Source organism: Paenibacillus sp. DRB1-1 (assembly GCF_052119485.1).
Taxonomy (GTDB): domain Bacteria; phylum Bacillota; class Bacilli; order Paenibacillales; family Paenibacillaceae; genus Paenibacillus; species Paenibacillus polymyxa_B.
In genome coordinates, this window is the sequence record NZ_JBODQH010000001.1 from 4,406,343 (window position 1) to 4,428,415 (window position 22,073).

General features: G+C 47.2%; 15 protein-coding genes and 1 pseudogene. 14 read left to right on the plus strand and 2 right to left on the minus strand.

Annotated elements, in window-relative coordinates; genetic code table 11:
• Positions 1 to 52: 52 nt before the first annotated feature.
• The 7 genes from ACQW03_RS19845 (at position 53) to ACQW03_RS19875 (ending at position 7,072) form a co-directional block, all read left to right on the plus strand.
• On the plus strand, positions 53 to 961 hold the full coding sequence (locus tag ACQW03_RS19845) for a hypothetical protein (RefSeq protein WP_441951373.1): 909 nt from the start codon (positions 53 to 55) through the stop codon (positions 959 to 961).
• A 212-nt stretch (positions 962 to 1,173) separates the two neighbouring features.
• The gene (gene dapD, locus ACQW03_RS19850) at positions 1,174 to 1,887 is read left to right on the plus strand and encodes a 2,3,4,5-tetrahydropyridine-2,6-dicarboxylate N-acetyltransferase (RefSeq protein WP_013311259.1); all 714 of its coding nucleotides are present in this window, start codon (positions 1,174 to 1,176) and stop codon (positions 1,885 to 1,887) included.
• A gap of 180 nt (positions 1,888 to 2,067) precedes the next feature.
• Entirely contained in the window at positions 2,068 to 3,204 is a 1,137-nt protein-coding gene (locus tag ACQW03_RS19855; protein WP_068942451.1) for an N-acetyldiaminopimelate deacetylase, read from the plus strand.
• A 75-nt stretch (positions 3,205 to 3,279) separates the two neighbouring features.
• The gene (locus ACQW03_RS19860; protein WP_028542542.1) at positions 3,280 to 4,389 is read left to right on the plus strand and encodes an ABC transporter ATP-binding protein; all 1,110 of its coding nucleotides are present in this window, start codon (positions 3,280 to 3,282) and stop codon (positions 4,387 to 4,389) included.
• The gene (locus ACQW03_RS19865) at positions 4,379 to 5,191 is read left to right on the plus strand and encodes an ABC transporter permease (RefSeq protein WP_441951376.1); all 813 of its coding nucleotides are present in this window, start codon (positions 4,379 to 4,381) and stop codon (positions 5,189 to 5,191) included. Before ACQW03_RS19860 ends, ACQW03_RS19865 begins: the two co-directional genes overlap by 11 nt.
• Positions 5,181 to 6,002, plus strand: coding sequence for an ABC transporter permease (locus ACQW03_RS19870; RefSeq protein WP_013311255.1), 822 nt, complete (start codon positions 5,181 to 5,183; stop codon positions 6,000 to 6,002). Before ACQW03_RS19865 ends, ACQW03_RS19870 begins: the two co-directional genes overlap by 11 nt.
• The gene (locus ACQW03_RS19875; RefSeq protein ID WP_441951379.1) at positions 5,999 to 7,072 is read left to right on the plus strand and encodes an ABC transporter substrate-binding protein; all 1,074 of its coding nucleotides are present in this window, start codon (positions 5,999 to 6,001) and stop codon (positions 7,070 to 7,072) included. The genes ACQW03_RS19870 and ACQW03_RS19875 overlap by 4 nt, the downstream gene beginning before the upstream one ends.
• A 444-nt stretch (positions 7,073 to 7,516) precedes the next feature.
• Here ACQW03_RS19875 and ACQW03_RS19880 read toward each other — a convergent pair whose 3' ends face one another.
• On the minus strand, positions 7,517 to 8,680 hold the full coding sequence (locus tag ACQW03_RS19880; RefSeq protein ID WP_071641956.1) for an aminotransferase A: 1,164 nt from the start codon (positions 8,678 to 8,680) through the stop codon (positions 7,517 to 7,519).
• Between the two features lie 183 nt (positions 8,681 to 8,863).
• Here ACQW03_RS19880 and ACQW03_RS19885 point away from each other — a divergent pair, with 183 nt between their 5' ends.
• The 5 genes from ACQW03_RS19885 to ACQW03_RS19905 all read left to right on the plus strand — a co-directional run bounded on the left by ACQW03_RS19885 (position 8,864) and on the right by ACQW03_RS19905 (position 15,766).
• Positions 8,864 to 12,241 carry an S-layer homology domain-containing protein gene (locus ACQW03_RS19885; RefSeq protein ID WP_441951381.1) on the plus strand — a complete coding sequence of 1,126 codons (3,378 nt, stop codon included), beginning with the start codon at positions 8,864 to 8,866 and terminating at the stop codon, positions 12,239 to 12,241.
• A 115-nt stretch (positions 12,242 to 12,356) separates the two neighbouring features.
• A complete protein-coding gene (locus ACQW03_RS19890; protein ID WP_061829696.1) occupies positions 12,357 to 12,758 on the plus strand; it encodes a VOC family protein in 402 nt (133 codons plus the stop codon).
• A 108-nt stretch (positions 12,759 to 12,866) separates the two neighbouring features.
• Positions 12,867 to 13,397, plus strand: a complete 531-nt coding sequence (locus ACQW03_RS19895; RefSeq protein WP_071641950.1) for a GNAT family N-acetyltransferase — start codon at positions 12,867 to 12,869, stop codon at positions 13,395 to 13,397.
• Positions 13,398 to 13,593: 196 nt separating this feature from the next.
• Complete coding sequence (aspA, locus tag ACQW03_RS19900; RefSeq protein WP_013311251.1) at positions 13,594 to 15,003, plus strand: aspartate ammonia-lyase; 1,410 nt, start codon at positions 13,594 to 13,596, stop codon at positions 15,001 to 15,003.
• A gap of 175 nt (positions 15,004 to 15,178) precedes the next feature.
• Entirely contained in the window at positions 15,179 to 15,766 is a 588-nt protein-coding gene (locus ACQW03_RS19905; RefSeq protein ID WP_441951384.1) for a restriction endonuclease, read from the plus strand.
• A 95-nt stretch (positions 15,767 to 15,861) separates the two neighbouring features.
• Here the strand turns inward: ACQW03_RS19905 and ACQW03_RS19910 are convergent.
• Positions 15,862 to 19,038 (minus strand): annotated as a pseudogene (locus ACQW03_RS19910) (bifunctional cytochrome P450/NADPH--P450 reductase).
• A gap of 285 nt (positions 19,039 to 19,323) precedes the next feature.
• Here ACQW03_RS19910 and ACQW03_RS19915 point away from each other — a divergent pair.
• Positions 19,324 to 20,328: a BMP family lipoprotein gene (locus tag ACQW03_RS19915; protein ID WP_071641942.1), complete on the plus strand. Its 1,005-nt coding sequence runs from the start codon at positions 19,324 to 19,326 to the stop codon at positions 20,326 to 20,328.
• 27 nt (positions 20,329 to 20,355) lie between these two features.
• Positions 20,356 to 22,020 (plus strand): methyl-accepting chemotaxis protein, encoded by a 1,665-nt coding sequence (locus ACQW03_RS19920; RefSeq protein ID WP_076293552.1) that lies wholly within the window; start codon positions 20,356 to 20,358, stop codon positions 22,018 to 22,020.
• Positions 22,021 to 22,073: the final 53 nt, after the last annotated feature.

Sequence of the window (22,073 nt, forward strand, 5' to 3'; positions counted from 1 at the left end):
TGCGTAGAACTTTTGCTACACAAGCTCGTCTATCATAGTGGAGGTGGATTTTATGAAAAAACAAAACACATTTTCAATCATACTACTGACTGTAGTGGCAGTGCTGGCTCTGTCAGCCTGTGGAACGAAACCGCAAACCAATAACAACGCACCTCAAGGGGCAGACCAACCGCAAACGCAACAGCAGCCGCAAGTTAAACCGGAGCCAGTCGCTGAGCCGGAGGTTAAAAAAGGCACAGGTGTATACAATGGAGCTGCTGACCCGCATACGGTAGAGATTGAAACCAATGGCGAAGCCCAATCCTTCCAATTGGGGGAGGGAATGGACACGGTAATAGCTGGACTTAAAGAAGGCGATACAGTAGCGTTTGAATATAACGAGAAAGCAGTAGAGGGCGACGCTACGGCGAAGCAACTGACTTTAACGAAAATACAAAAAGCAGAGGCTGCAACAGATAGCAGTCAAAACGGAAGTTCCAGTCAAGCAGTAGGTGGGGAACGCTCGAAAACTCAAGCTTTTGAGCTTACCCTTGAAGGAAAAAAGGAAAAGCAGACAGCAACATTGGCAAAAGGAGAGGGATATTCACTGTATGTGTTTGATCCGATGTCCCTGTTTCCCGATCAAAACCGTGTTGCCTTGGCTGTAGATGATAACTATTATGCTGAAATTACAAAGCTGCCCTCCGATTTTAATCTGGATGAGCTTCAAAAAGAAGGCGAGAAGGATCTAGCTTCCATCGGCAAGGTGCAAAAGCTGGACAAAGCATCCGTCCCTCAAGAGCTGACCAGCAACCGTCTGTTCTTACAAGCGAGCGGTTCAAAGATGACACAGCAATATATAGTTGTAGAAAATAAAACAGGCGGTTTCATCGTGAAAGTGAACATTCCACAAGGTGAACCTGCTGAAGGATTCGAATCCTTCATTTATACATCGCTGGAGAGCCTGCAAGCTAATAAATAATCCTACTTTGGTGTGGGATGGTCGGCGGCTTACAATCATGAATTTAAGGCAGTTTTGCCGTTGGAAATTGTTATTTTAAGGGTGAGGTTAGAGCTATAAGGGTCTAATCTATAATTGCGAGACCTGCACTTTTGTGCTATAAAGGATGAGAGAATAAGATCATTCCGGCTTGCGAAGTCGTATGAAGCGATGAAGGAGTTGTTAGATTTACTATGTCCATCGAAATGAATACACAAGAAGTCATCAACGTGATTAAAAACAGCAAGAAAAAGACGCCTGTTAAAGTATATGTAAAAGGAGCTTTGGCTTCCGCATCTTTTGGCGAGAATGTTCAAGCCTTTATTTCTGGAGACAGTGGTGTTGTATTTGGTGATTGGGCTGATATCAAGCCTGTACTGGATAGCGCAAACGCAAAAGAAGAAGACTATGTGGTGGAAAATGACCGCCGTAACTCTGCTGTTCCTATGCTCGATCTGAAAGGCATCAATGCCCGCATTGAGCCAGGCGCATATATTCGTGATATGGTTGGCATCGGTAACAACGCCGTCATTATGATGGGTGCAGTAATTAACATCGGTGTCACCATTGGTGAAGGCACGATGATTGATATGAATGCTGTGCTGGGCGGTCGTGTTAAAGTAGGTAACATGTGCCACATCGGTGCAGGCGTTGTCCTGGCAGGTGTCATTGAACCACCATCTGCACAGCCAGTTGTAGTAGAAGACGATGTATTGATCGGTGCGAACTCGGTCGTATTGGAAGGCGTGCGAATTGGTAAAGGTGCAGTTGTTGCAGCTGGAGCTGTCGTAACTGAAGATGTGCCTGAATACTCCGTAGTGGCGGGTACACCTGCACGTGTGATCAAACAGGTCGACGATAAGACCAAATCTAAAACTGAGATTTTGAAAGAACTGCGCGTTCTGTAAGAAGGCAAAAGTTTTTATGTACCAAAGGTGAACGATTCCTTGTCAGAAGCATGATGCACTGACAGCATAACTTAGGGACGAAGCACAACGGACAAGGCTCGGCGGCTGCGCCGGGCTTTTGTCCTTTTGTTCTTTTGCCAGATAAGAGCTGATGAGCTATAAAGAGGAGGCGTAGCGGTAATGAGTACGGTCGACTATCGTTCTTTTGTCCAAATACGAAGAGATTTACACCAAATTCCCGAGCCGGGTTTTGAGGAGTACAAAACACAACAATATTTGCTGGATTATTTGGAAACGCTCCCTCAGGAGCGGTTGGAAATTCGTACATGGCGTACGGGCGTGTTAGTGTTCATTCATGGAACAGCTCCTGAACGCCGCTATGGATATCGTTGTGATATGGATGGTTTGCCGATTGAAGAAGAGACAGGGTACGATTTCCGTTCGACCCATCCCGGCTATATGCATGCTTGTGGACACGATTTACATATGACGATTGGATTGGGGATTGTTACTCACTTTGCAAGCCATCCGATTAAGGATGACCTGGTTGTGTTGTTTCAACCGGCTGAAGAAGGGCCGGGCGGAGCCTTGCCTATGAGGGACAGCACGGAGCTGGCAGACTGGATACCCGATGAAATTGTCGCGCTGCATGTTGCACCTGAATATCCTGTCGGTACAATTGCGACTCGCCCGGGCATCCTATTTGCCAATACGTCGGAGCTTTTCATCGACCTGAAGGGTATGGGCGGGCATGCTGCGTATCCACACAAGGCGAATGATATGGTAGTGGCTGCTTGCCAGCTGGTGGGACAATTACAGACGGTTGTAGCCCGTAATGTGAATCCACTCGATGCAGCGGTCATTACCGTGGGTAAGGTTAGCGGAGGCACGAAGCAAAATATTATCGCGGAAACCGCCCGTTTGGAGGGTACGATCCGAACGTTGTCAGCCGATACGATGATGTTGGTAAAATCACGGATTGAAGCACTGGTGCGTGGTGTGGAGGCTGGATTTGAATGCCATGCCGAGATTCATTATGGCTCAAACTACTTGCAAGTGTACAATGAAGCTCAGGTGACCGAGGAATTTATGAACTGGGTCCGTAATCGGCAGGATGTGCAGCTTATTGAATGCGGAGAAGCGATGACCGGAGAAGACTTTGGGTATTTTCTGGAGCGAATTCCCGGTCTGATGTTCTGGCTTGGTGTTGATACGCCTTATGGTTTGCATCATGCGAAGCTGGAACCTGCGGAGGAAGCGATTGGTGTAGCCATTCGTGTGCTGACAGACTATTTTACATGGAAGTCTCAAGGGTAAATGATACGCCCTGAATAATTATGTTTAATGAGAAGAATGAAATGGAATGAAGTCGAATTTTTGAAGGAGGGTGTTATGGGAGAGCAAACCATCATCCGATTTGAACGGGTGACCAAGCAATATGACAACGATCCCCCAGTGCTGGCGGACGTCAGCTTTGAGATTGAGCGTGGTAAATTTTATACACTGCTGGGGCCTTCCGGCTGTGGTAAAACAACGATTCTGCGTATGATTGCAGGTTTTGCGGAGCCGACAGAAGGCTCTATTTATTTGAACGGAAAACTCATTAATCGTGTTCCAGCCAATGAGCGGCAGGTCAATACGGTTTTTCAAGATTATGCGCTATTTCCGCATCTGAATGTGTTTGAAAATGTAGCCTTTGGTCTGCGAATCAAAAAGATGAACAAAAAGGACATTCAGGAGAAGGTGACACAGGCGTTGTCCTTTGTCAATCTGGAAGGCTACGGCGAGCGGGAAATTTCTGAGATGTCCGGGGGACAGCGTCAGCGTGTAGCCATCGCACGGGCTATCGTCAATGAGCCTGATGTTCTGTTGTTGGATGAACCGTTGTCTGCACTGGATTTAAAGCTGCGTACTGAAATGCAGTACATTTTGCGCGAAATGCAGCAGCGCCTTGGAATTACCTTTATTTTCGTTACGCATGATCAGGAGGAAGCGCTGGCCATGTCGGACGAAATTTTTGTCATGAACAAAGGTAAGATTGAGCAAAGTGGTACCCCTAATGATATTTATGATGAGCCGATCAATCGGTTTGTTGCTGATTTCATCGGTGAATCCAATATTGTCCCAGGACGGATGATTGCCGATTACCAAGTGGAATTTAACGGTCGACAGTTTGAATGTGTCGACGGCGGACTACGTCCGAACGAGCCTATTGAAATTGTGATCCGGCCGGAGGACTTGGAGATTACGAGTGTGGCTGAAGGCAAGCTACGTGTAAAAGTGGATACCCAATTGTTCCGTGGGGTTCACTATGAAATAAGCTGCTATGATGATTCGGGTCAGGAGTGGCTCGTGCATTCTACCAAAAAGGCGGAGCTGGGCAGTGAAATCGGTCTGCGATTTGACCCGGAAGCGATCCATGTGATGCGGTTCGGGGAAACAGAGGAAGAATTTGATCGGCGTCTGGAAGCCTATGAAGAGGTGGATCAGCATGTCCGGTAATACAAGAGCAGCGTATCTGCTGCCTTACTATTTATGGATTGTGCTGTTCGTGGCGGCTCCAGTTGTTCTTGTGTTTTACTATTCGTTATTTGATGTGGATGGTCATCTCACCTTCAACAACTATGCTCAGTTTCTGACACCTGTTTATTTGAGCATGACGCTTAGCTCGTTCTGGTATGCATTTCTGATCACTGTATTTTCACTGTTAGTTGCTTACCCGGCAGCATATTTGCTCACACGCACCAAGCATAAGCAGCTGTGGCTGTTGCTCATTATTTTGCCGACCTGGATTAACTTGCTACTCAAAACGTATGCTTTTATCGGGATCTTTGGTACCTATGGCCCGGTGAATACGGTGTTAGGTATGGTTGGGTTGGGAGGTCAGCAATTATTGTTTACCAGCTCCAGCTTTGTGTTTGTATCGGTTTATATTTTTGTGCCTTTTATGATTTTGCCCATCTATAACGCGTTGGAAGGGTTAAACCCTTCATTGCTGGACGCAGCCCGTGATTTGGGAGCCTCCAGGTGGACTGCGTTTCGCAGGGTTATTTTCCCGTTAACGCTTGCGGGTGTGCGGTCCGGTTGCATGGCTGTGTTTATTCCAGCGTTGTCACTGTTTATGATTACCCGCCTGATTGCAGGTAACCGTGTGATTACACTGGGGACGGCGATAGAGCAGCATTTTCTGGTTACTCAGGATTGGGGTATGGGCTCTACGGTTGCCGTGTTCCTGATTTTGGCGATGGGGATCATTATGCTGCTCACCTCGGGAACGAAACGGAGGGTGCGGCATGGTAAATAAAAACCGATTCGGGAATATTTACTTGGTGATTGTTTTTCTCGTGTTGTACGCGCCTATTTTGTATTTGATGTACTATTCCTTCAACAGCGGCGGGACGATGCATGAGTTTGAAGGTTTTACACTCCAGTATTACAAAGAGGTGTTTGCAGACACCCGTTTGATCATTATTGTCATTAATACCTTGGTGATTGCTTTGCTGTCGTCTGCGTTGGCTACGATTATTGGCATCATGGGTGCGCTGGCTATTCATCAGATGCAGAACCGTCGAGTCAAGAATACGCTGCTGTCGCTCAATAATGTATTGATCGTGAACCCGGACGTCATTATTGGCGCTTCCTTCCTCATTTTGTTCACGATGGTCGGGATTAAGCTGGGTTTCTACTCCGTTTTATTATCCCATATTGCATTTAGTGTGCCGATTGCGGTCATTATGATTTTGCCGAGGTTGCAGGAAATGAGTCCATCTCTGGTCGATGCCGCGCGTGATTTGGGTGCCAGCCGAATGGATGTGCTGACCAAGGTGATTCTACCCTTTATCAAGCCAGGGATTTATGCGGGCTTCTTTATGGCGTTAACATACTCGCTGGATGATTTTGCGGTGACCTTTTTTGTGACAGGTAGTGGCTATTCGACCTTATCGGTGGAAATATACTCACGTGCCCGTCAAGGAGTTTCCTTGTCCATCAATGCGTTATCCACGCTCATTTTCCTGTTTACTGTGTTGCTGGTAGTGGGCTACTACTTTATTATGCGCAAGGCGAATCGTAATGGTAAAAAAGAGCCTGCGGCAGAAATGGGGGTGCCTAGATGAAGTCACTTGTGCGCATGTTTCTGTCCATTTTCATCATCTCGTTTGGTCTGATGGGGGTGGCAGCATGGCTTAATTCCAGCCAAGGCTACTCCGGTGGCAACACACTGACGGTGTACAACTGGGGAGACTACATTGACCCTGAGCTGTTGGAACGGTTTCAGAAGGAGACGGGGATTACTGTCATTTATCAGACCTTTGACTCCAATGAGGCGATGCTGACGAAAATCGAGCAGGGAGGAACTTCATTTGATGTAGCGGTTCCCTCGGAATATGCTTTGGCTAAAATGAAGCAGGAGCACTTGTTGCTCCCGTTGAACCACAGCAAGCTGCCGAATTTGAAGCATGTGGATTCTCATTTTCTAAACCTTTCGTTTGACCCGAATAATGAATACTCGGTACCGTATTTTTGGGGCACAGTCGGGATTGTGTTTAACCCGGAGCTGACGAAAGGCATTGATTTTCATAGCTGGAACGGTCTGTGGAATCCAAAGCTACGTAATAACCTACTGTTGGTTGATGGTGCGAGGGAAGTCGTAGGGATGTCACTGAACAGCCTTCACTATTCCTTGAACGATACGAATGAGGCACATTTGCAGCAGGCTTTGACGAAGTTGGAGAAATTAGCGCCCAATGTTAAAGCGGTTGTTGGTGACGAGATTAAAATGCTGCTGGCAAACGAGGAAGCTGCTGCCGGGGTTGTATGGTCCGGTGATGCGTCTGAAATCATGGATGAGAACGAGAAGCTCGATTACATCGTGCCAGATGAAGGCTCCAACTTGTGGTTTGATAATATGGTTATTCCAAAAACCGCTACCCATGTGGATGCGGCCCATAAGTTCATCAATTTCATGGTGCAGCCCGATGTAGCCGCTCAAAATGCCGAGTTTGTAGGATACTCCACACCTAATGAGGATGGAAAGAAGTTGTTGCCTGAAGATATCTCTGGTGACGAGCGTTTTTATCCTCCGTCGGAAATTACTGACAAGCTGGAAGTATACAACAATCTGGGCAAGCGCATGCTCGCTCATTACAATGAGTTGTTTCTGCAATTCAAAATGCATTTAAAGTAGGGGAGTGGCGTTGGGATTAGGGATTGGTGCTTTAAAGGTCGCTGCGGTGGCGGATGGTGCTTACCATCGCTGTTAAATTCCGATTGTTATGATTGAATATTTAAAGGTAAAAATTGGAATTTAAAGGCGACCGCTTCGCTTGTCCAGCACCATTCCGCCCCCTCCGCTGTACCGTGCTTAAAGGTACGCACCCATGAATCCCACACCAGGTGAGGGAGTAGAGGAAGAGCGAACAGGCCCTTGAACCACCCGTACAGGTGGTTCAAGGGCCTGTTTTGTTTATTCACCGCGCAAAGCGGTGAGTATTTTTTTACCCCTGCGTCTCCCACACACGTTAGAGAATTGTGGGACTTTAAGGTGGGCAGTGAGCGAAGCGGGCCATTTGAATCTGGAGAAGCAACAGCGATCGGAAGATCAAATGGACTGCGTAGCGCCTCCCCCACCTTAACTCCTCACAATTCCCCTAACAAACCTCTCTATTTTATCCAACCCTTGCTCCAGCACATCCTGCCCGTAAGCATAGGACAAGCGAATGTATCCTTCACCATAGGAAGAAAAGGCATCTCCAGGTACGACAGCCACTCCATGCTCTTCCAGCAGCTTCAAGGTAAAATCCATCGAGCTTAATCCAAAATGGGCGATGGAAGGGAAAAGGTAAAAGGCTCCCTCGGGTTTCTCCAGCGGGATACCCATGTCTGTCAGCCTTCCATGTACATAATCACGACGCTTGCGGTATTCCTCACGCATCGGAAGTGCATCATCGACACCAGTGGTCAAGGCTTCCAGGGCAGCATATTGGCTAATTGAGCTAGCGCAGGTCACGTTGTACTGATGGACTTTGACCATGTGCTGTGTAATTTCAGCGGGTGCAAGTGTAAAACCAATACGCCATCCCGTCATGGAATGTGATTTGGACAGACCGTTAATGACGATGGTGCGCTCACGCATACCTGGTAGAGCTGCAATGGACACGTGGGGTGTATCGTAAATCAGTTCGCTGTATATTTCGTCCGAAATGATAAACAGATCGCGCTCCTTCAGTAAATCCGCGACCGCTTCCAGTTCTTCGCGGCTCATCACTCGTCCGGTTGGATTCGAAGGATATCCGAGAATGACTGCTTTTGTCCGTTCGGTCAGATAAGGCTCCAGCACCTCGGCCGTGAGCTTGAAGCCGCTACTGCGGGTATCGGCAAACACAGGAATGCCGCCTGACAAACGGATCAATGGCTCGTACCCTGGGTAGATCGGGACAGGTAGAACAACTTCATCGCCGGGTGACAAAATCGTGCGTAAGGTAATATCCAGCGCTTCACTGGCTCCGTTCGTTACGATAACCTCATCCTGTCCACGGTAATTCAGGCCGTATTTACGAGCTACAAACGCCGCTGCGGCTTCTCTTAATTCCGGCAGTCCCGGATTAGGTGTATAGGAGGTGCGTCCTTCGTTAATCGCCCGATGGGCAGCTTCCATAATATGCGCAGGGGTAGGGAAATCCGGCTGTCCGATCGTTAATGACAGGGTTCCGGGTAATGCGGCAACTTTGTTGGCGATTTTGCGGATGCCGCTGATTTGAATGTTTTTAACCTGATCGTTAAGCAAATGCTCCATAGCGTATGTGCCACCTTTTTCTGTATTAGAACAAGTTTACAATAATTTGATCTGAATATGCTACGGCAAGAAGAATTCATTTTACATAATTAAGGTACTAAATTGACTAATTTATGGTATCTTAAAAGATGAATATATTTGTAAGCGTAATCATAGTAAAAATGGAGAGAGGAGTATCTTCTGATGAAACAAGAATACATAGTAAAAATATTATCCACGAAATTAAAAAGGTTCGGGATCACATGGCTCAGTGCCATACTGGTGCTTTCAGGTGGAGGGCCGGTAGGGTTGTCCAGTGGAAAAGCTTCGGCAGAGCCTGCATCTTTTGCAGGAAAAGAGGTGCAACCTTCACCCGTAACTGTAGGGGCAAGTGTATATGCAGATGTCTATTTTCCTAAAAAGCTTCGCATCCACGATATACAGGGGGTAGCACACCGTTCTCCATATGAAGGACAAAAAGTAGCGGATATTGAAGGCGTTGTCACGATGGTGAAGGGGAGCAGCTTCTATATCCAAGAGTTGGATGATCAAGTGGATCAGGATGAAAAAACATCCGAGGCCATTTTAGTGTACAAGCCTAGTCACGGTGCACAAGTTGGGAATGAGGTAAGGGTTAGCGGTTCGGTGAAGGAATATACGGAAAGAACATATGCAAGTAAGCCAATCGACTTGACGACAACAGAAATTGTGGCTTCTTCGGTTAGGGTAATTGCCAATGACCGTCCATTGCCATCTCCAATTTTGCTAGGTGAACAGGGACGTGTGATGCCGACATCTGTTGTTGATAATGACGGAATGACGGTGTTTGATCCACAGGAGGATGGCTTGGACTTTTTCGAAAGTCTGGAAGGCATGCGTGTAGAGTTGAAGGATGCCACTGTGATTGGTCCTTATGGCTATGAAATTCCAGTCCGAATTGATAACGGTCCAAACACAGGTGAGGTTGTAACGGAGGCAGGCGGACTCATGCTGACAGAAAGAAGTCTGAACCCGCAACGGATTCTGATTGATGCGAAGCCTTCGACACCGTTGAAGACAGGCGATCGTTTTGCGGGTCCTATCACAGGTGTGGTGAGCTATAGCTTTAGCAATTATAAGCTGCTGCCAGAGCGTCTGCCGGATGTTGTACCTGGCGGCCTCCAGCCAGCCAATACGCGTTTGATACGCGATGAACGTAAGCTGACAGTAGCTTCTTTTAATGTGGAAAACTTCGATCCCGGTGATGGAAAACGAATAGATCAGCTGGGGCAGGCTATCGCCGTAAATTTGAATCATCCGGATATCATAGGATTGCTGGAAGTGCAGGATAATAACGGTGAGAAAGATGATGGCACCACAGACGCTTCCGAAAGCTTCCGCGTGCTCATAGAGGCGATTCGAGCTCATGGAGGCCCGGAGTACGCTTTTACAGATATTGCCCCTGAAAATAATAAGGATGGCGGTGCTCCCGGTGGTAACATCCGTGTTGGCTTCTTGTACAATCCGCAACGTGTTACGCTGACCGACAAGCCCAAGGGGGATTCAGTTACGTCTGTCACTTATGGAGTGCAGGGACTCTCTCTCAACCCGGGTCGGATTGATCCCCTGAATGCGTCATTTGAAGACTCGCGCAAGCCGTTGGCCGCTGAATTTGAGTTTGAAGGCCAGCAGGTGATTGTGGTCGCTAACCATTTTAATTCCAAAGGGGGCGATCAAGCGCCATTTGGAGGAATTCAGCCGCCTGTACGAAGCAGCGAAATACAGCGTGCGAAGATTGCAACGATTGTGAATGGCTTTGTAAAGTCGGTACTGCAAGTAAACCCTAAGGCCAATATGGTGGTGCTCGGTGACCTAAATGATTTTCAATTTTCTGAAACGCTGGCTTTGCTACGGGGGCAGGAATTGACCAATCTAATTGACAATTTGGATGAAAAGGAACGGTACTCCTATATTTATGAAGGTAACTCGCAAACATTGGATCATATGCTGGTCAGCCCGTCACTGAGCCAATCATCCGTGCTGGATATCGTTCATATGAATGCGGACTTTAGTGCGGCAGACGGGCGGGTCAGTGATCATGATCCGTTGGTTGCGCAGATAGATTTGCCGCGCAAAACGGAAGAACCACCGACAGAGGGTGGGAGTGGCCGAAATGACGATGATGATGAGGATCAGCAGGATAATGAGGGAAACGGTAACACAGGAAATGGCAGTAGCGGTAATGTGAATGGAACAGTAAATGGGCAGGGTCAGACTGCCAGTAGTGAACCCAATGGAAGCAGCCTGTCTGGTACAAATGTGGTGCAAGTCAAGTCTGTAATGACCGGAGTGGAGCAAAACGAACTGAAGAAGGCAGTTGCTCAAGTAACGGCTGCTGAAATACAAAAGGCCATTCAAAATGGCGCGAAGGGTACGCTTGTGATCCGTGCAGGGGAGCAAGTAGAAGCGAGGAAGTATGAGATTCTTTTAAGCGGGGAAGCTTTGGGAGCCGTTTTGAACGACCGTATTCGTACCCTTCGAGTGGAAACGCCACAAGGTGGATATGAAGTAGCAACAAGTCGTTTGTCTCTTCAGAAACTGGCTGATACCTGGCAGGTGCCTGTAAAACAAATTTCCTTGAATTTTTCCATCACTTCGAACGAAGAACTGGCTAAACGCTTTGATGTTCCGCCAGGGCGCAAACTGTTACAGGCTTTGGATATCGCCGCTGAGCTGAGAAACGAGGATGGACGGAAACAGCTTTTGGCAGGTAACGGAGACTCTGGTAGTGGGTATGAACGTTATCTGTTACGTGCTCCTGCAACGGGCGATGCAGACCAGCTTGCTGTAGTGAAGGTATCGACTAACCAAGCCGGACAGCTATCATATACCCCCGTTCCTTTTCACGCTACGAGTGAGGAAATAACCGTGTATGGACGTTCGGGAGGGACTTACGCTGTGCTTGATGGCGGGGCTTCTGGTGAAGTAAGATCGTTCATGGATATATCCGGCCATTGGGCGCAGCGAGACATTACACGGTTGGCAACTCGCCTGCTTGTGACGGGGACCCATTCAATAGCGTCTACAGCTAGTGCGACTCGTGAAAGGGACTTAGCGAACGTACATTTTGAGCCTGAAGGCCAGGTGCGACGCTCTGAACTGGCAGCGATGCTGGTTCGGGTGCTTGGATTGGAGCATACAGATCGCACGCTGACGAGCTTTGACGACGTTCAAACCGAATCGTGGTATGCGGATTCCGTACGTACCACAGCAGCAGCCGGGCTGATCAACGGCTATGCTGACGGAAGCTTCCGTCCTAATACACCGGTATCGAGGGAGGAACTGGCTGTGATTATAGAGAGAGCCTTGCGCTTCGCTGGGAACACAGAAGAAAATACAAAAGAAGTGAGTGAAAGTATATCCGTATCATTATCGGATGCGCAGGAGATTTCTACATGGGCAGCTCCGGCTGTGAAGACTTTGTCTGGACTAGGTATTATGAAGGGAGACGAGAAAGGCCGTTTTGGCCCGGCTACATCCGTGACGAGGGCAGAAGCAACGGCTGTATTATCACGCACACTGGATAAGCTACATTGGGAATAGGAGACTTCACTATACAAATGTCAGATTGATTGACTTTATACGATAGTTAAGTTATCTTTTGTGGAGAGGTAGTATGATAAAGTAGAATGAATTACGAATGAAGAGGTGAAATGTCGTGGGAGTAAAAGCTAAACAAATTTTTGTGAATTTACCAGTTAAAAACCTGCAACAGTCCATTGATTTTTTCACTACCATCGGATTTGAATTCAGCGCTCAGTTCACTGATGAACATGCAACCTGTATGGTTGTTAGTGAGCATATTTTTGTCATGTTATTGGTTGAAGAACGTTTTAAAGCGTTCACGACAAAAGAAATTTCAGATGCGACAAAAAGTACAGAAGCGATTGTTGCCTTATCGGTGGAGAGCCGAGAAAAGGTAGACGAGATTGTCCACAAGGCTTTGGAAGCGGGCGGCAAACCCTCGAACGAACCTCAAGATCATGGTTTTATGTATGGATGGAGCTTTCAGGATTTGGATGGTCATCTGTGGGAGTTCTTTTATATGGCAGAGCAGTAATGGAAATAAGAATGATGAAGTAAACGAAGTATCATGGAAAGTAAGCTATCCTAAAAGATAGTTTGCTTTCTTTATTGTATGTTATTGAACTCATCGGGAGGAATCACAATGTCTAATGAAATAAGAGTCTACCCTGTTCAAGATCTGAGCGAAGCCCTGGCAGATTCACTGAGTCGACTGTTAATCGACGTGGTTGCAGACGGTGCATCTATAGGTTTCTTACCCCCATTAGGTTATCAGGAAGCAGCAATTTATTGGAACAATGTACTTGAGGACGGTGTAGTTCTGTGGATTGCCGAGAAGGACGGAGTACCTGTAGGGACGGTCCAGCTGCATTTGGCTCAAAAAGCTAACGCTATTCATCGTGCGGAAATTGCAAAGCTTATGGTGCATCCGTCTGGACGCAGACTGGGGATCGCACGACAGTTAATGAAGGTAGCGGAAGAAGAGGCACTAAGTCAGGATAGAACGTTACTGGTGCTCGATACGCGGGTGGGTGACCCGTCCAATGGACTATACGAGTCGATCGGGTTCGTAGAAGCTGGTGTTATTCCGGGTTATGCTCAATCAGCCGATGGTCAGCTGCATGCCACTCGATATTATTATAAGCCATTAAATCTGTATTCTAGTCATAGCTGAGCATTTACCGAATAAGTGTGGTATATACGGGTAATCATAACTTGTCATAGGATTACATAGTTTTTTCCGCGTTTATTCGACTGGAAAAGCACGGGAATAGAAACGTATAATGAAGAGGGGATCAGAATAGGTCTTATGCCAATTTGGCTGTACTGAATTGAAGAACGTAGCAAACACAGCGGAGGAATCAGAGAATATGAGGTTGGAGCATGATTTTTTAGGTACCAAGGAAGTGCCATCAGATGCCTATTACGGTGTACAAACGCTGAGGGCAAAAGAAAATTTTCCAATTACAGGCCAAAGACTGCACCCTGAGTTGATTAAAGCCATGGCGATCGTGAAAAAGGGAGCAGCGACGGTAAATATGGAACTAACCCGTTTACACCGCCCCAAAGCAGAGGCCATTATTCAGGCTGCTGATGAGATTATACAAGGACAGTTGCATGATCATTTCATCGTCGATCCGATTCAGGGCGGCGCAGGCACGTCCATTAATATGAATACAAATGAAGTAATTGCGAACCGTGCGTTGGAGCTGATTGGCAAGCAACGCGGAGATTATCAGGAGATCAGTCCTAATAATCATGTTAATATGGCGCAATCGACGAACGATGCTTTTCCTACTGCCGTACACTTGGCTGTATTAAGTATGATTGATAAGCTGTTAGCTACCATGAGTGAGCTTCAGGAAGCATTTTCCCGCAAGGCAAATGAGTTTGATAGTGTCATTAAAATGGGGCGGACTCACTTGCAGGATGCAGTGCCGATCCGATTAGGACAGGAGTTTCAGGCTTATGCGCGTGTGCTGGGTCGTGATATCGGACGCGTCCGTGCGACTAAGCAGCACCTGCTAACGATTAATATGGGTGCAACTGCGGTGGGTACGGGCCTGAACGCAGACCGTCGTTATATTCAGCGTGTCGCAGAGGTACTGGCAGAAGTCAGTGGCTTCCCTGTGGAAGCTGACGAAAATCTTGTAGATGCTACACAAAATACGGATGCTTATACTGAAGTGTCTGCTGCCTTGAAAATTTGTATGATGAATATGTCTAAGGTGGCAAATGACATCCGGTTAATGGCTTCCGGACCTCGTGCAGGTCTGGGAGAACTGAGTCTGCCTGCTCGTCAGCCAGGGTCATCCATTATGCCAGGCAAGGTAAATCCGGTGATGTGTGAGGTTATTAACCAAATTGCTTTCCAAGTCATTGGTAATGATCATACAATCTGCTTGGCTTCTGAGGCTGGTCAGCTCGAGCTGAATGTGATGGAGCCTGTACTGGTCTACAATCTGCTGCAATCGCTGGAAATTATGAAGCAGGGCTTTCACGTCTTCCGCATTCATTGTGTAGAAGGAATTGAAGCGAATGTGGAGCGGTGTCGTGAATATGTGGAGAACAGTGTAGGCATTATTACAGCGCTTAATCCGCATCTTGGATATGAGGTGGTATCACGCATTGCTCGCGAAGCAATTACGACTGGGAAATCGGTGCGCGAGCTGTGCTTGCTGTACAATGTACTGACCGAGGAGGAGCTGGACATTATATTGGACCCGTACCAAATGACTCAGCCTGGTATTGCCGGAGAATCTTTGCTGAATCGCGAATAATAATGCGGAGTATGGAGTTTAGACAGCTTTGAGGCAAGACGAAGATAGCCCCGTCGAATCTGGCGGGGCTATTGTTATGTGCTAAAGAGAGATATAATACGGGAGCCAGCGTGCATAGGAGGGTTCCCTGTTAGGGATGATACGGCTACGCTTACGGTAGATAAGGGAGAGTTGGATGTTGCTAGAGAAATTATTGGCATACAAGGAATTAGGAATAGGACTCATTGTACTTTTAGTGTTGTTTACGCTCATCATCAGAGGACTGATACGTGGTCGCAGAAATCGGATCTTACGTGATCTGGACCCACGCAAAATTGGAATTCAGGATATAGATCGTATGGAGGATGGGTCGGAATTTGAGTTTTATTTGCAGCGATTATTATCCGCGCTTGGTTATAAGGACATCTATAAAACAACCAGTAGCCGGGATTTTGGAGCGGATCTGGTTTTTACAGACCGTGAAGGCGTCAGAGTTGTCATACAGGCCAAACGTTATGGGGTACAACATCCGGTAGGCTTGAGCGCGGTGCAGGAGATCTATACCTCTATGCGTTATTATGCAGCTGACAAGTCCCTCGTCATCACCTCCGGCCGTTATACGGAATCCTGTAAAACACTGGCTGCTGTCAACGGGGTTAAATTATTAGACCGCAACGACTTGATCGACATGATTAATTTATTCAAGACGAAACGCCGCGAGGAAGTCATGGATCTCATAGAAAGTAAAACCGAAGTGATTGCTTCCAAATGGAGTGAAAGATAATCATAAAAGGGACTGAATTACTGGCGACGAGATCGAAGCCTAGTAATCAGTCCCTTTTATTTTTTAACATGATGCTTGCTCTTATAGTGATATCATTAGATGCCTGTCCAGACATCCTTGGCATAGCGTTTTTTCTGTTGGAGACGATCCAGCCATTGCTGTGCTTCTTCTTTACTGGTATGGTGTGCTTCCGCGTAAGCTGCACAAAGGGTGTTTTCTACATCGGGAGCCATACGGCTACCATCACCGCATACATACAGATGCGCTCCTTCATCAAGCAAGTGAATCAGAGTATCTGCATCTTCCTTCATGACATGCTGCACGTATCTTTTGGATTGACCGGGCAGACGTGAAAAGGCTGTATGAAGCGTAACGATTCCCTCCTGCTCCCAGGCTTGCAGCTCTTGCTTATACAGATAGTCGAGCTTTGGATTACGGCAGCCATAATATAGATGAGCCTCGCCGAGGGGTTCTCCTCTCTCCTTAAGTACATGACGTGTCTGGAGGAATCCGCGGAATGGTGCCACTCCAGTACCCGGACCGATCATGATGACAGGCACGGTTGGATCTTCCGGCAAACGGAAGCCCGACTGAGGCTTACGCACAAAAATGACAATTGGATCATCTGGTTGGAGCTGTGCCAAATAATTAGAGGCAATTCCTAGGTATTCACCTTGTCCGCTACGGGCGGGTCCACGCACGACGCCCACTGTTATACTCGCCGAATTATCCGATTCAAGCGGAGAGCTTGAGATGGAGTAGTACCTAGGCTTGAGTGGTGGTAACAGCTAGATAAAGTTTTCAAATGGCAGCTCGCAGGCTGGATACTTCTCCAGAATATCCAGCATCGTGACGCGCTTCTGTCGTATCTCTCGATCAAAGGTAGTATCCTCCAGCAAAGCTTCAATTTCTTTCTTGTGCGGTGGACACACTGTAAAGGATGCCAGTTGCCGTAGCTGGGCTCTTGTTGCCGGTTCTTGCAGTTCCACACTGAGAGTGAGCAAATCTCCTATACTGACAGGCCGATCTAAGGGGAGATGCGTCGCATCCCGGTCACTGCCTCTCAATACGATGTAATCCTGTTCCTGTAATTTAAAGCGTTGCATCACCCTTTTGACCAGCGAAGCAGGATTACGCGGTAACACACCAAGGTGGTCGCCTTCGCGATAGGACAATCCGGTTGGTAATTTGAGCTGCAGATGTCGTGTACTGCGTTCACTTTCAGCAGCAAGCAGCTCACGATTCGCTGTAACGACGGCGGTAACTGCTCCGTAGTTGTCTGCAAGAGGTGTACTGAGTATGGCGCTGACGAACTCTATGCTCAGGCTGTTGCTGTCCTCCGGTTCTGTATCATTGTGCTCTACCCCGAAAGCATTCAACAAATCCGGCCATAAGCCGTGGTTCCAGGCTTCCCAATCCTTCTCGAAGTCACCGCTGGCATCGCCCTCACCCCGGTCATACAGTCGCTTCGCCCCTTTGGTAGTCATCAACTCGTCGATCAGCCTTGGAATACGCTGATACGTGCTGGCCCAATTGCGGTCGCCGCAGCCGAATACAGCGTACCTTACGCCTGCCAGTTGCCCCTCGTCTGCCTGCTCTAACCATTGTACAAAGGCATCAGCATTATCCGGTGGATGCCCGTTATAAGATGCGGTCGTAATAAGTACCACGCCTTCTTTAGGCAAATTGTCCACACGATCATTCAGAGTTGCTATGCTACTGTTGAAACCCCAATTTCGGCCTAAATCGGCTAGTTCCCCTGCAAGTCCCTCAGCTGTACCCAGATTCGAGCCGTACAAAGACAGCAAAGAAGTATCATGCTTTTCGGCATGAGGGGGTGCAACCTTTTGTTCCTCTTGTTCATGAAGTTCTTGAGCGGCACCTGGCAGCATGACGGCAGTCTGTGTGCTGCGCTGGCGTACTTGAATGGTGAAGCCCTCCGGCTTGAGTGTGAGCGTTTCTTTGACTTTCAACTCATAATGAGTATGATCAATCAGCTCAAAATGTTTCAGTACCATACCCAGCACAAGGGTGGCCTCCTGTAAGGCAAACTGCTGTCCAATACAGGCGCGTTGACCGTTGCCAAACGGTTTGTAGGCATCTTGCGGAATGGCGGATGGGTCCTCGAAGCGTTCCGGTCGAAATTCCTCAACATCTTCGCCCCAAGCCTCGGTATCACGGTGCAGTTTTGGGATGAGTACATTGACGCTGTCACCTTTTTTAAGTGGGTAGGTTCCGTCGAGCAGCGTATCTTCTTTGGCAAAGAGAGAGAAGGCGGGCGCTGTCGGCCATAGTCGCAGAGCTTCATTCAGTATCATCCTTATGTACTTGAGTTCACGAACCTGAGTATAGGAAGGCAGCGAATCGGTGAGCACGCGATCCACTTCTTCATAGGCCTTGGTTAGCGTTCGCGGATTCTTAAGCAAATAGTAAATGGCAAAGGATAAAAGCCCACTAGTCGTTTCATGACCGGCAATGAGAAAGGTGATGATCTGATAGCGGATATTTTCATCATCCAGCGTCTCAGCAGTTTCCGGGTCCTTGCCTTCCAGCATGCGTGCCAGTAAATCCTCTTCTCCTTGGTTACCAAGGGTTTTGCGTTCTTGAATAATGCTGTCTACCAGAGAAAACATCGTTTCGATATCGTGTTTAAACTGCTTTTTCTTCGATAACATCAGCTTGTTTTGCAACTTGAGGCGTTGCAGCTGACCCATCGCTTCATCTAGTGCGCGTGTCATACTGGTCACGAACGGATGGGGCTGATCGCGGTAGAAACTGTTAAAACGATAATTAAAGCCGCATAATCCGATGGTATCCAAAGTCAGCCGGGTCATATCTTCCGGTACCTCTACACTTTCATCGGGATTAAGCCGAGACCATTTCTGTATCAGCTGAACAGCAAGATCAAGCATCATATTGTGGTAACCCTTCATAGCCCTCTGGCTGAAGCTTGGTAGCAAAATTTGGTGGGCCTTGCGCCAGTTCGGTTCCTCAGTCCAGCTTGTGAATAGTCCGTCTCCTGCAAAAGCTCGTACTTTTTGTAACGGAGCCCACACTTGTTTGTCGAAACGGGATTCATCACAAGCATCTGCGACCAGCTTATGACCGGAAATATAAATGTTCGTTCCTTCAGGCAGATCCATGCGGAAAATTGGACCGTACTCATAAGAAAGCTTAACCAGAGACTGGACAGGGGCATGTGTATCGATCAAGGGCAGATTACCTAAGGGACCATAAGTTTTGGGCTGCGGAATTAAATCTGTCGAAGTCATTTTAAATGTTACTCCTTTCGGATTGAAATAGAGTGATGGTTTCAGAGTGCCTATGTTTTCCAAATTACACTTTATTCTTCCGATATAAACGAAAATAAATGAATTTGGACAGTTCGTATAATAAAAGCAGTACGAAAATCTACACTTTTTACATATAGAGAAAAAATCATCTCATTTATCATGCTCTATTTACAATGAATTTACAGAAACTCTTATGAAAAAATATGCTTTTATAACCGATATAAAGATGTTGGGGATTTCCAAATTATGCTGAGGTGATATGTCATGAAGAAGCGAGCAGTATTGTTGAATTTTAGGTGGATTCCCATTGTCACAATCTTTGCATTGTTGCTAAGTGCATGTGGGCATTCGGCAGCACAAACCAAGGCTCAGCCCATTAAGGTGGGAATCGTACTGTCAGATATTGGTCTGGGTGACCAATCTTACAGCGACGCGGCTTTTCGAGGTTTGGTCAAGGCAAGGGATGAGGGGAAGATAGTTTTTGAATACCGGGAAATAACGGAGACCAAGACGTATGATGCGGCTTTTGAGCAGCTTGCTCAAGAAAAAGCGGATTTAATCATTGGGCTGGGTTATATGGTGAAGGACAGCTTGGAATCCATTGCCAAAAAATATCCAGACCGTAAATTCTTAATCGTGGATGAGAAATCAGATTTACCGAATGTGGCCTCTATTAGCTTCAAAGCAGAAGAGGGCAGTTTTATGGCTGGAGTCGTTGCCGGTTTGACGAGTCGCACCGAACAGGTGGGTTTTCTCGGAGGTGCGGAATCTCCTTTGTTGAAAAAATTTGAAATTGGGTATCGCGCAGGGGTGCAATCAGTCAAGCCTAATGCCAAAGTTACTGCAACGTATGCAGGAGATTTTGGAAAGCCGGAACTGGGTACGGAAATTGCAGATGACATGATTAATCAGGATCAGATTGATGTTATCTTTGCAGCCGCAGGTCTCACGGGCGTAGGTGCACTACAGGAAGCGCAAAAGCAGCAAAAATTAGCCATTGGGGTCGATAGTGACCAGTTTTTTATTGCGGAAAAAGCGGTAGTGACCTCGATGTTTAAAAATGTAGACATTGCAATTTATACAGCAGTCAAAGGCTTTGCAGATCATCAAAGAAAATTTACGGAAAAGGATATGGTGTTTGGTCTTGCAGAAGATGGCGTAGGTTTAGCGCCTATTCGTGTCGTGACACTGAATCCGGATCAGCAAAAGTTGTTGGATGATTTAAAGGAAAAAATCAAATCCGGCACACTTACTGTACCCACCCAATAAATTTTCGCAAACGGAGGATGAAGGCTGATGAAACTGCAAGGTAAACTGGTGCTGAACGCGATGATTTCCTTGATCGCTTGCCTGGCTTTAGTGGCATATATCATTTTTGAATTAATTCGTATTAACTCGCAAAGTAGTAATCTGGTTCCGGCTATGTTGAATGTACAGCAGCTCAATGCCTATTTGATTCAGTCAGGGCAGGCACTGCAAAATTATTCAGCTTCCATGACGGAGAGCAACAAAGCCGATGTGCAAAATCAACTGACTCAGTCTGAAAAGACGATTGCTTTGCTTTCACAGGGCATGATGCAAACCGAAGCGCAGCAAAAGCGACTGAATACGATTAAAACAAAATTCAGCCAATTGAAAGTAGCAACGGAGAAAGCAATGAGTACCCAAAACAGCCCGGAGTCCAAGCGGGAGGCCATGCGTGCCCAAGGGATTCAGAACGATGTATTTATGCTGGATCTGCTGACCAAGGCACGTTATGACCAATACACAGAAGATTTGACTAAGAGCATTCGTTTTACTTGGCAATTGGCTTTGACAGGTGCAGTTCTACTTCTTGTGGCGGTTGGGCTATACAATACATATACCTCCAGGCAGCTTGCCCTTAGAACCCGCAAGTTAACGGATGCTGCAAAGCAAATTGCTGAGGGGAACCTGACAGTGCAGCTCGCACAAACGAAGGGACGAGATGAGCTGGACGAGCTCAACGAATCTTTCCGGGTGATGATAGGGAACTTGCGCAGCATTGTACTCTCCATTGATCAGGCGGGTAATCGTGTCGATCTGATGGCTCGGGATATTGATCAGCATAATGAGGCCATGAAGGAAATTGTGACACAAGTCAGCACGTCAACAGAGGAACTGGCGATAGGCAGTCAGAAAATTGCTGAGGATCTGTCGTCGACAGTTGGCGTTGTGGACGAGATGCAGCAAAAGTTTGAATCGAATCTGCTGGAGACCACACAATCGACCGCGTATAGCGAGGATGCTTTGCGTGTCATTAAGCAGGGGACGCGGGTCATGAGCGACCAACTGCGCATTGTTGCAGAAAATCGTTCAGCCATGTCCGAAGTGGAGCAGACGGTCAAGGAGCTGGAGGCTAATGCAGCCGAGATTACAACTATGACTGGATATGTCTCCGAAATTGCCAGCCAAACATCGCTGTTGTCCTTGAATGCTTCTATTGAGGCTGCACGTGCAGGTGAGGCAGGAAAAGGTTTTGCTGTTGTTGCCAATGAAGTGAAAAAGCTAGCGAATCAATCAGAGTCTGCTGTAAAGAAAATTTATACCGCAGTTGACGGTATCACGCAGGCTATGGATAAGGTGAAGACTTCTGTGGCGCAGAGTCAGGAGCTGTTCCGTGAGCAGGAGAAGGCGACCTCCTCGACCGGAGAATCATTTACAGAGATTAGTGGCAAAGTGCAGCAAATTGCCGGCCAAGTCAGCAAGCTATCAACGGACATGAATGTATCGCGTGAACTGAGCGTACAGGTGCAGCAAGCTATCGAAAATATCAGCGCAATCACTCAGCAATCCGCCGCAGGCAGTGAAGAGATTACGGCTTCCACAGTAGAGCAGAAGCGTTCATTTGAGGAATCGGCTGAGAAGGTAAAAGAGCTTCGTCAAATTCGTGAGGAAATGCAGCGGGAACTAGATCGTTTTCAGGTGGAAAAGACAAGCTAAAACCTGTGCAGCGAGTATCTGTTTTTGCTGAATAATGAATACAAGCAGTGCCA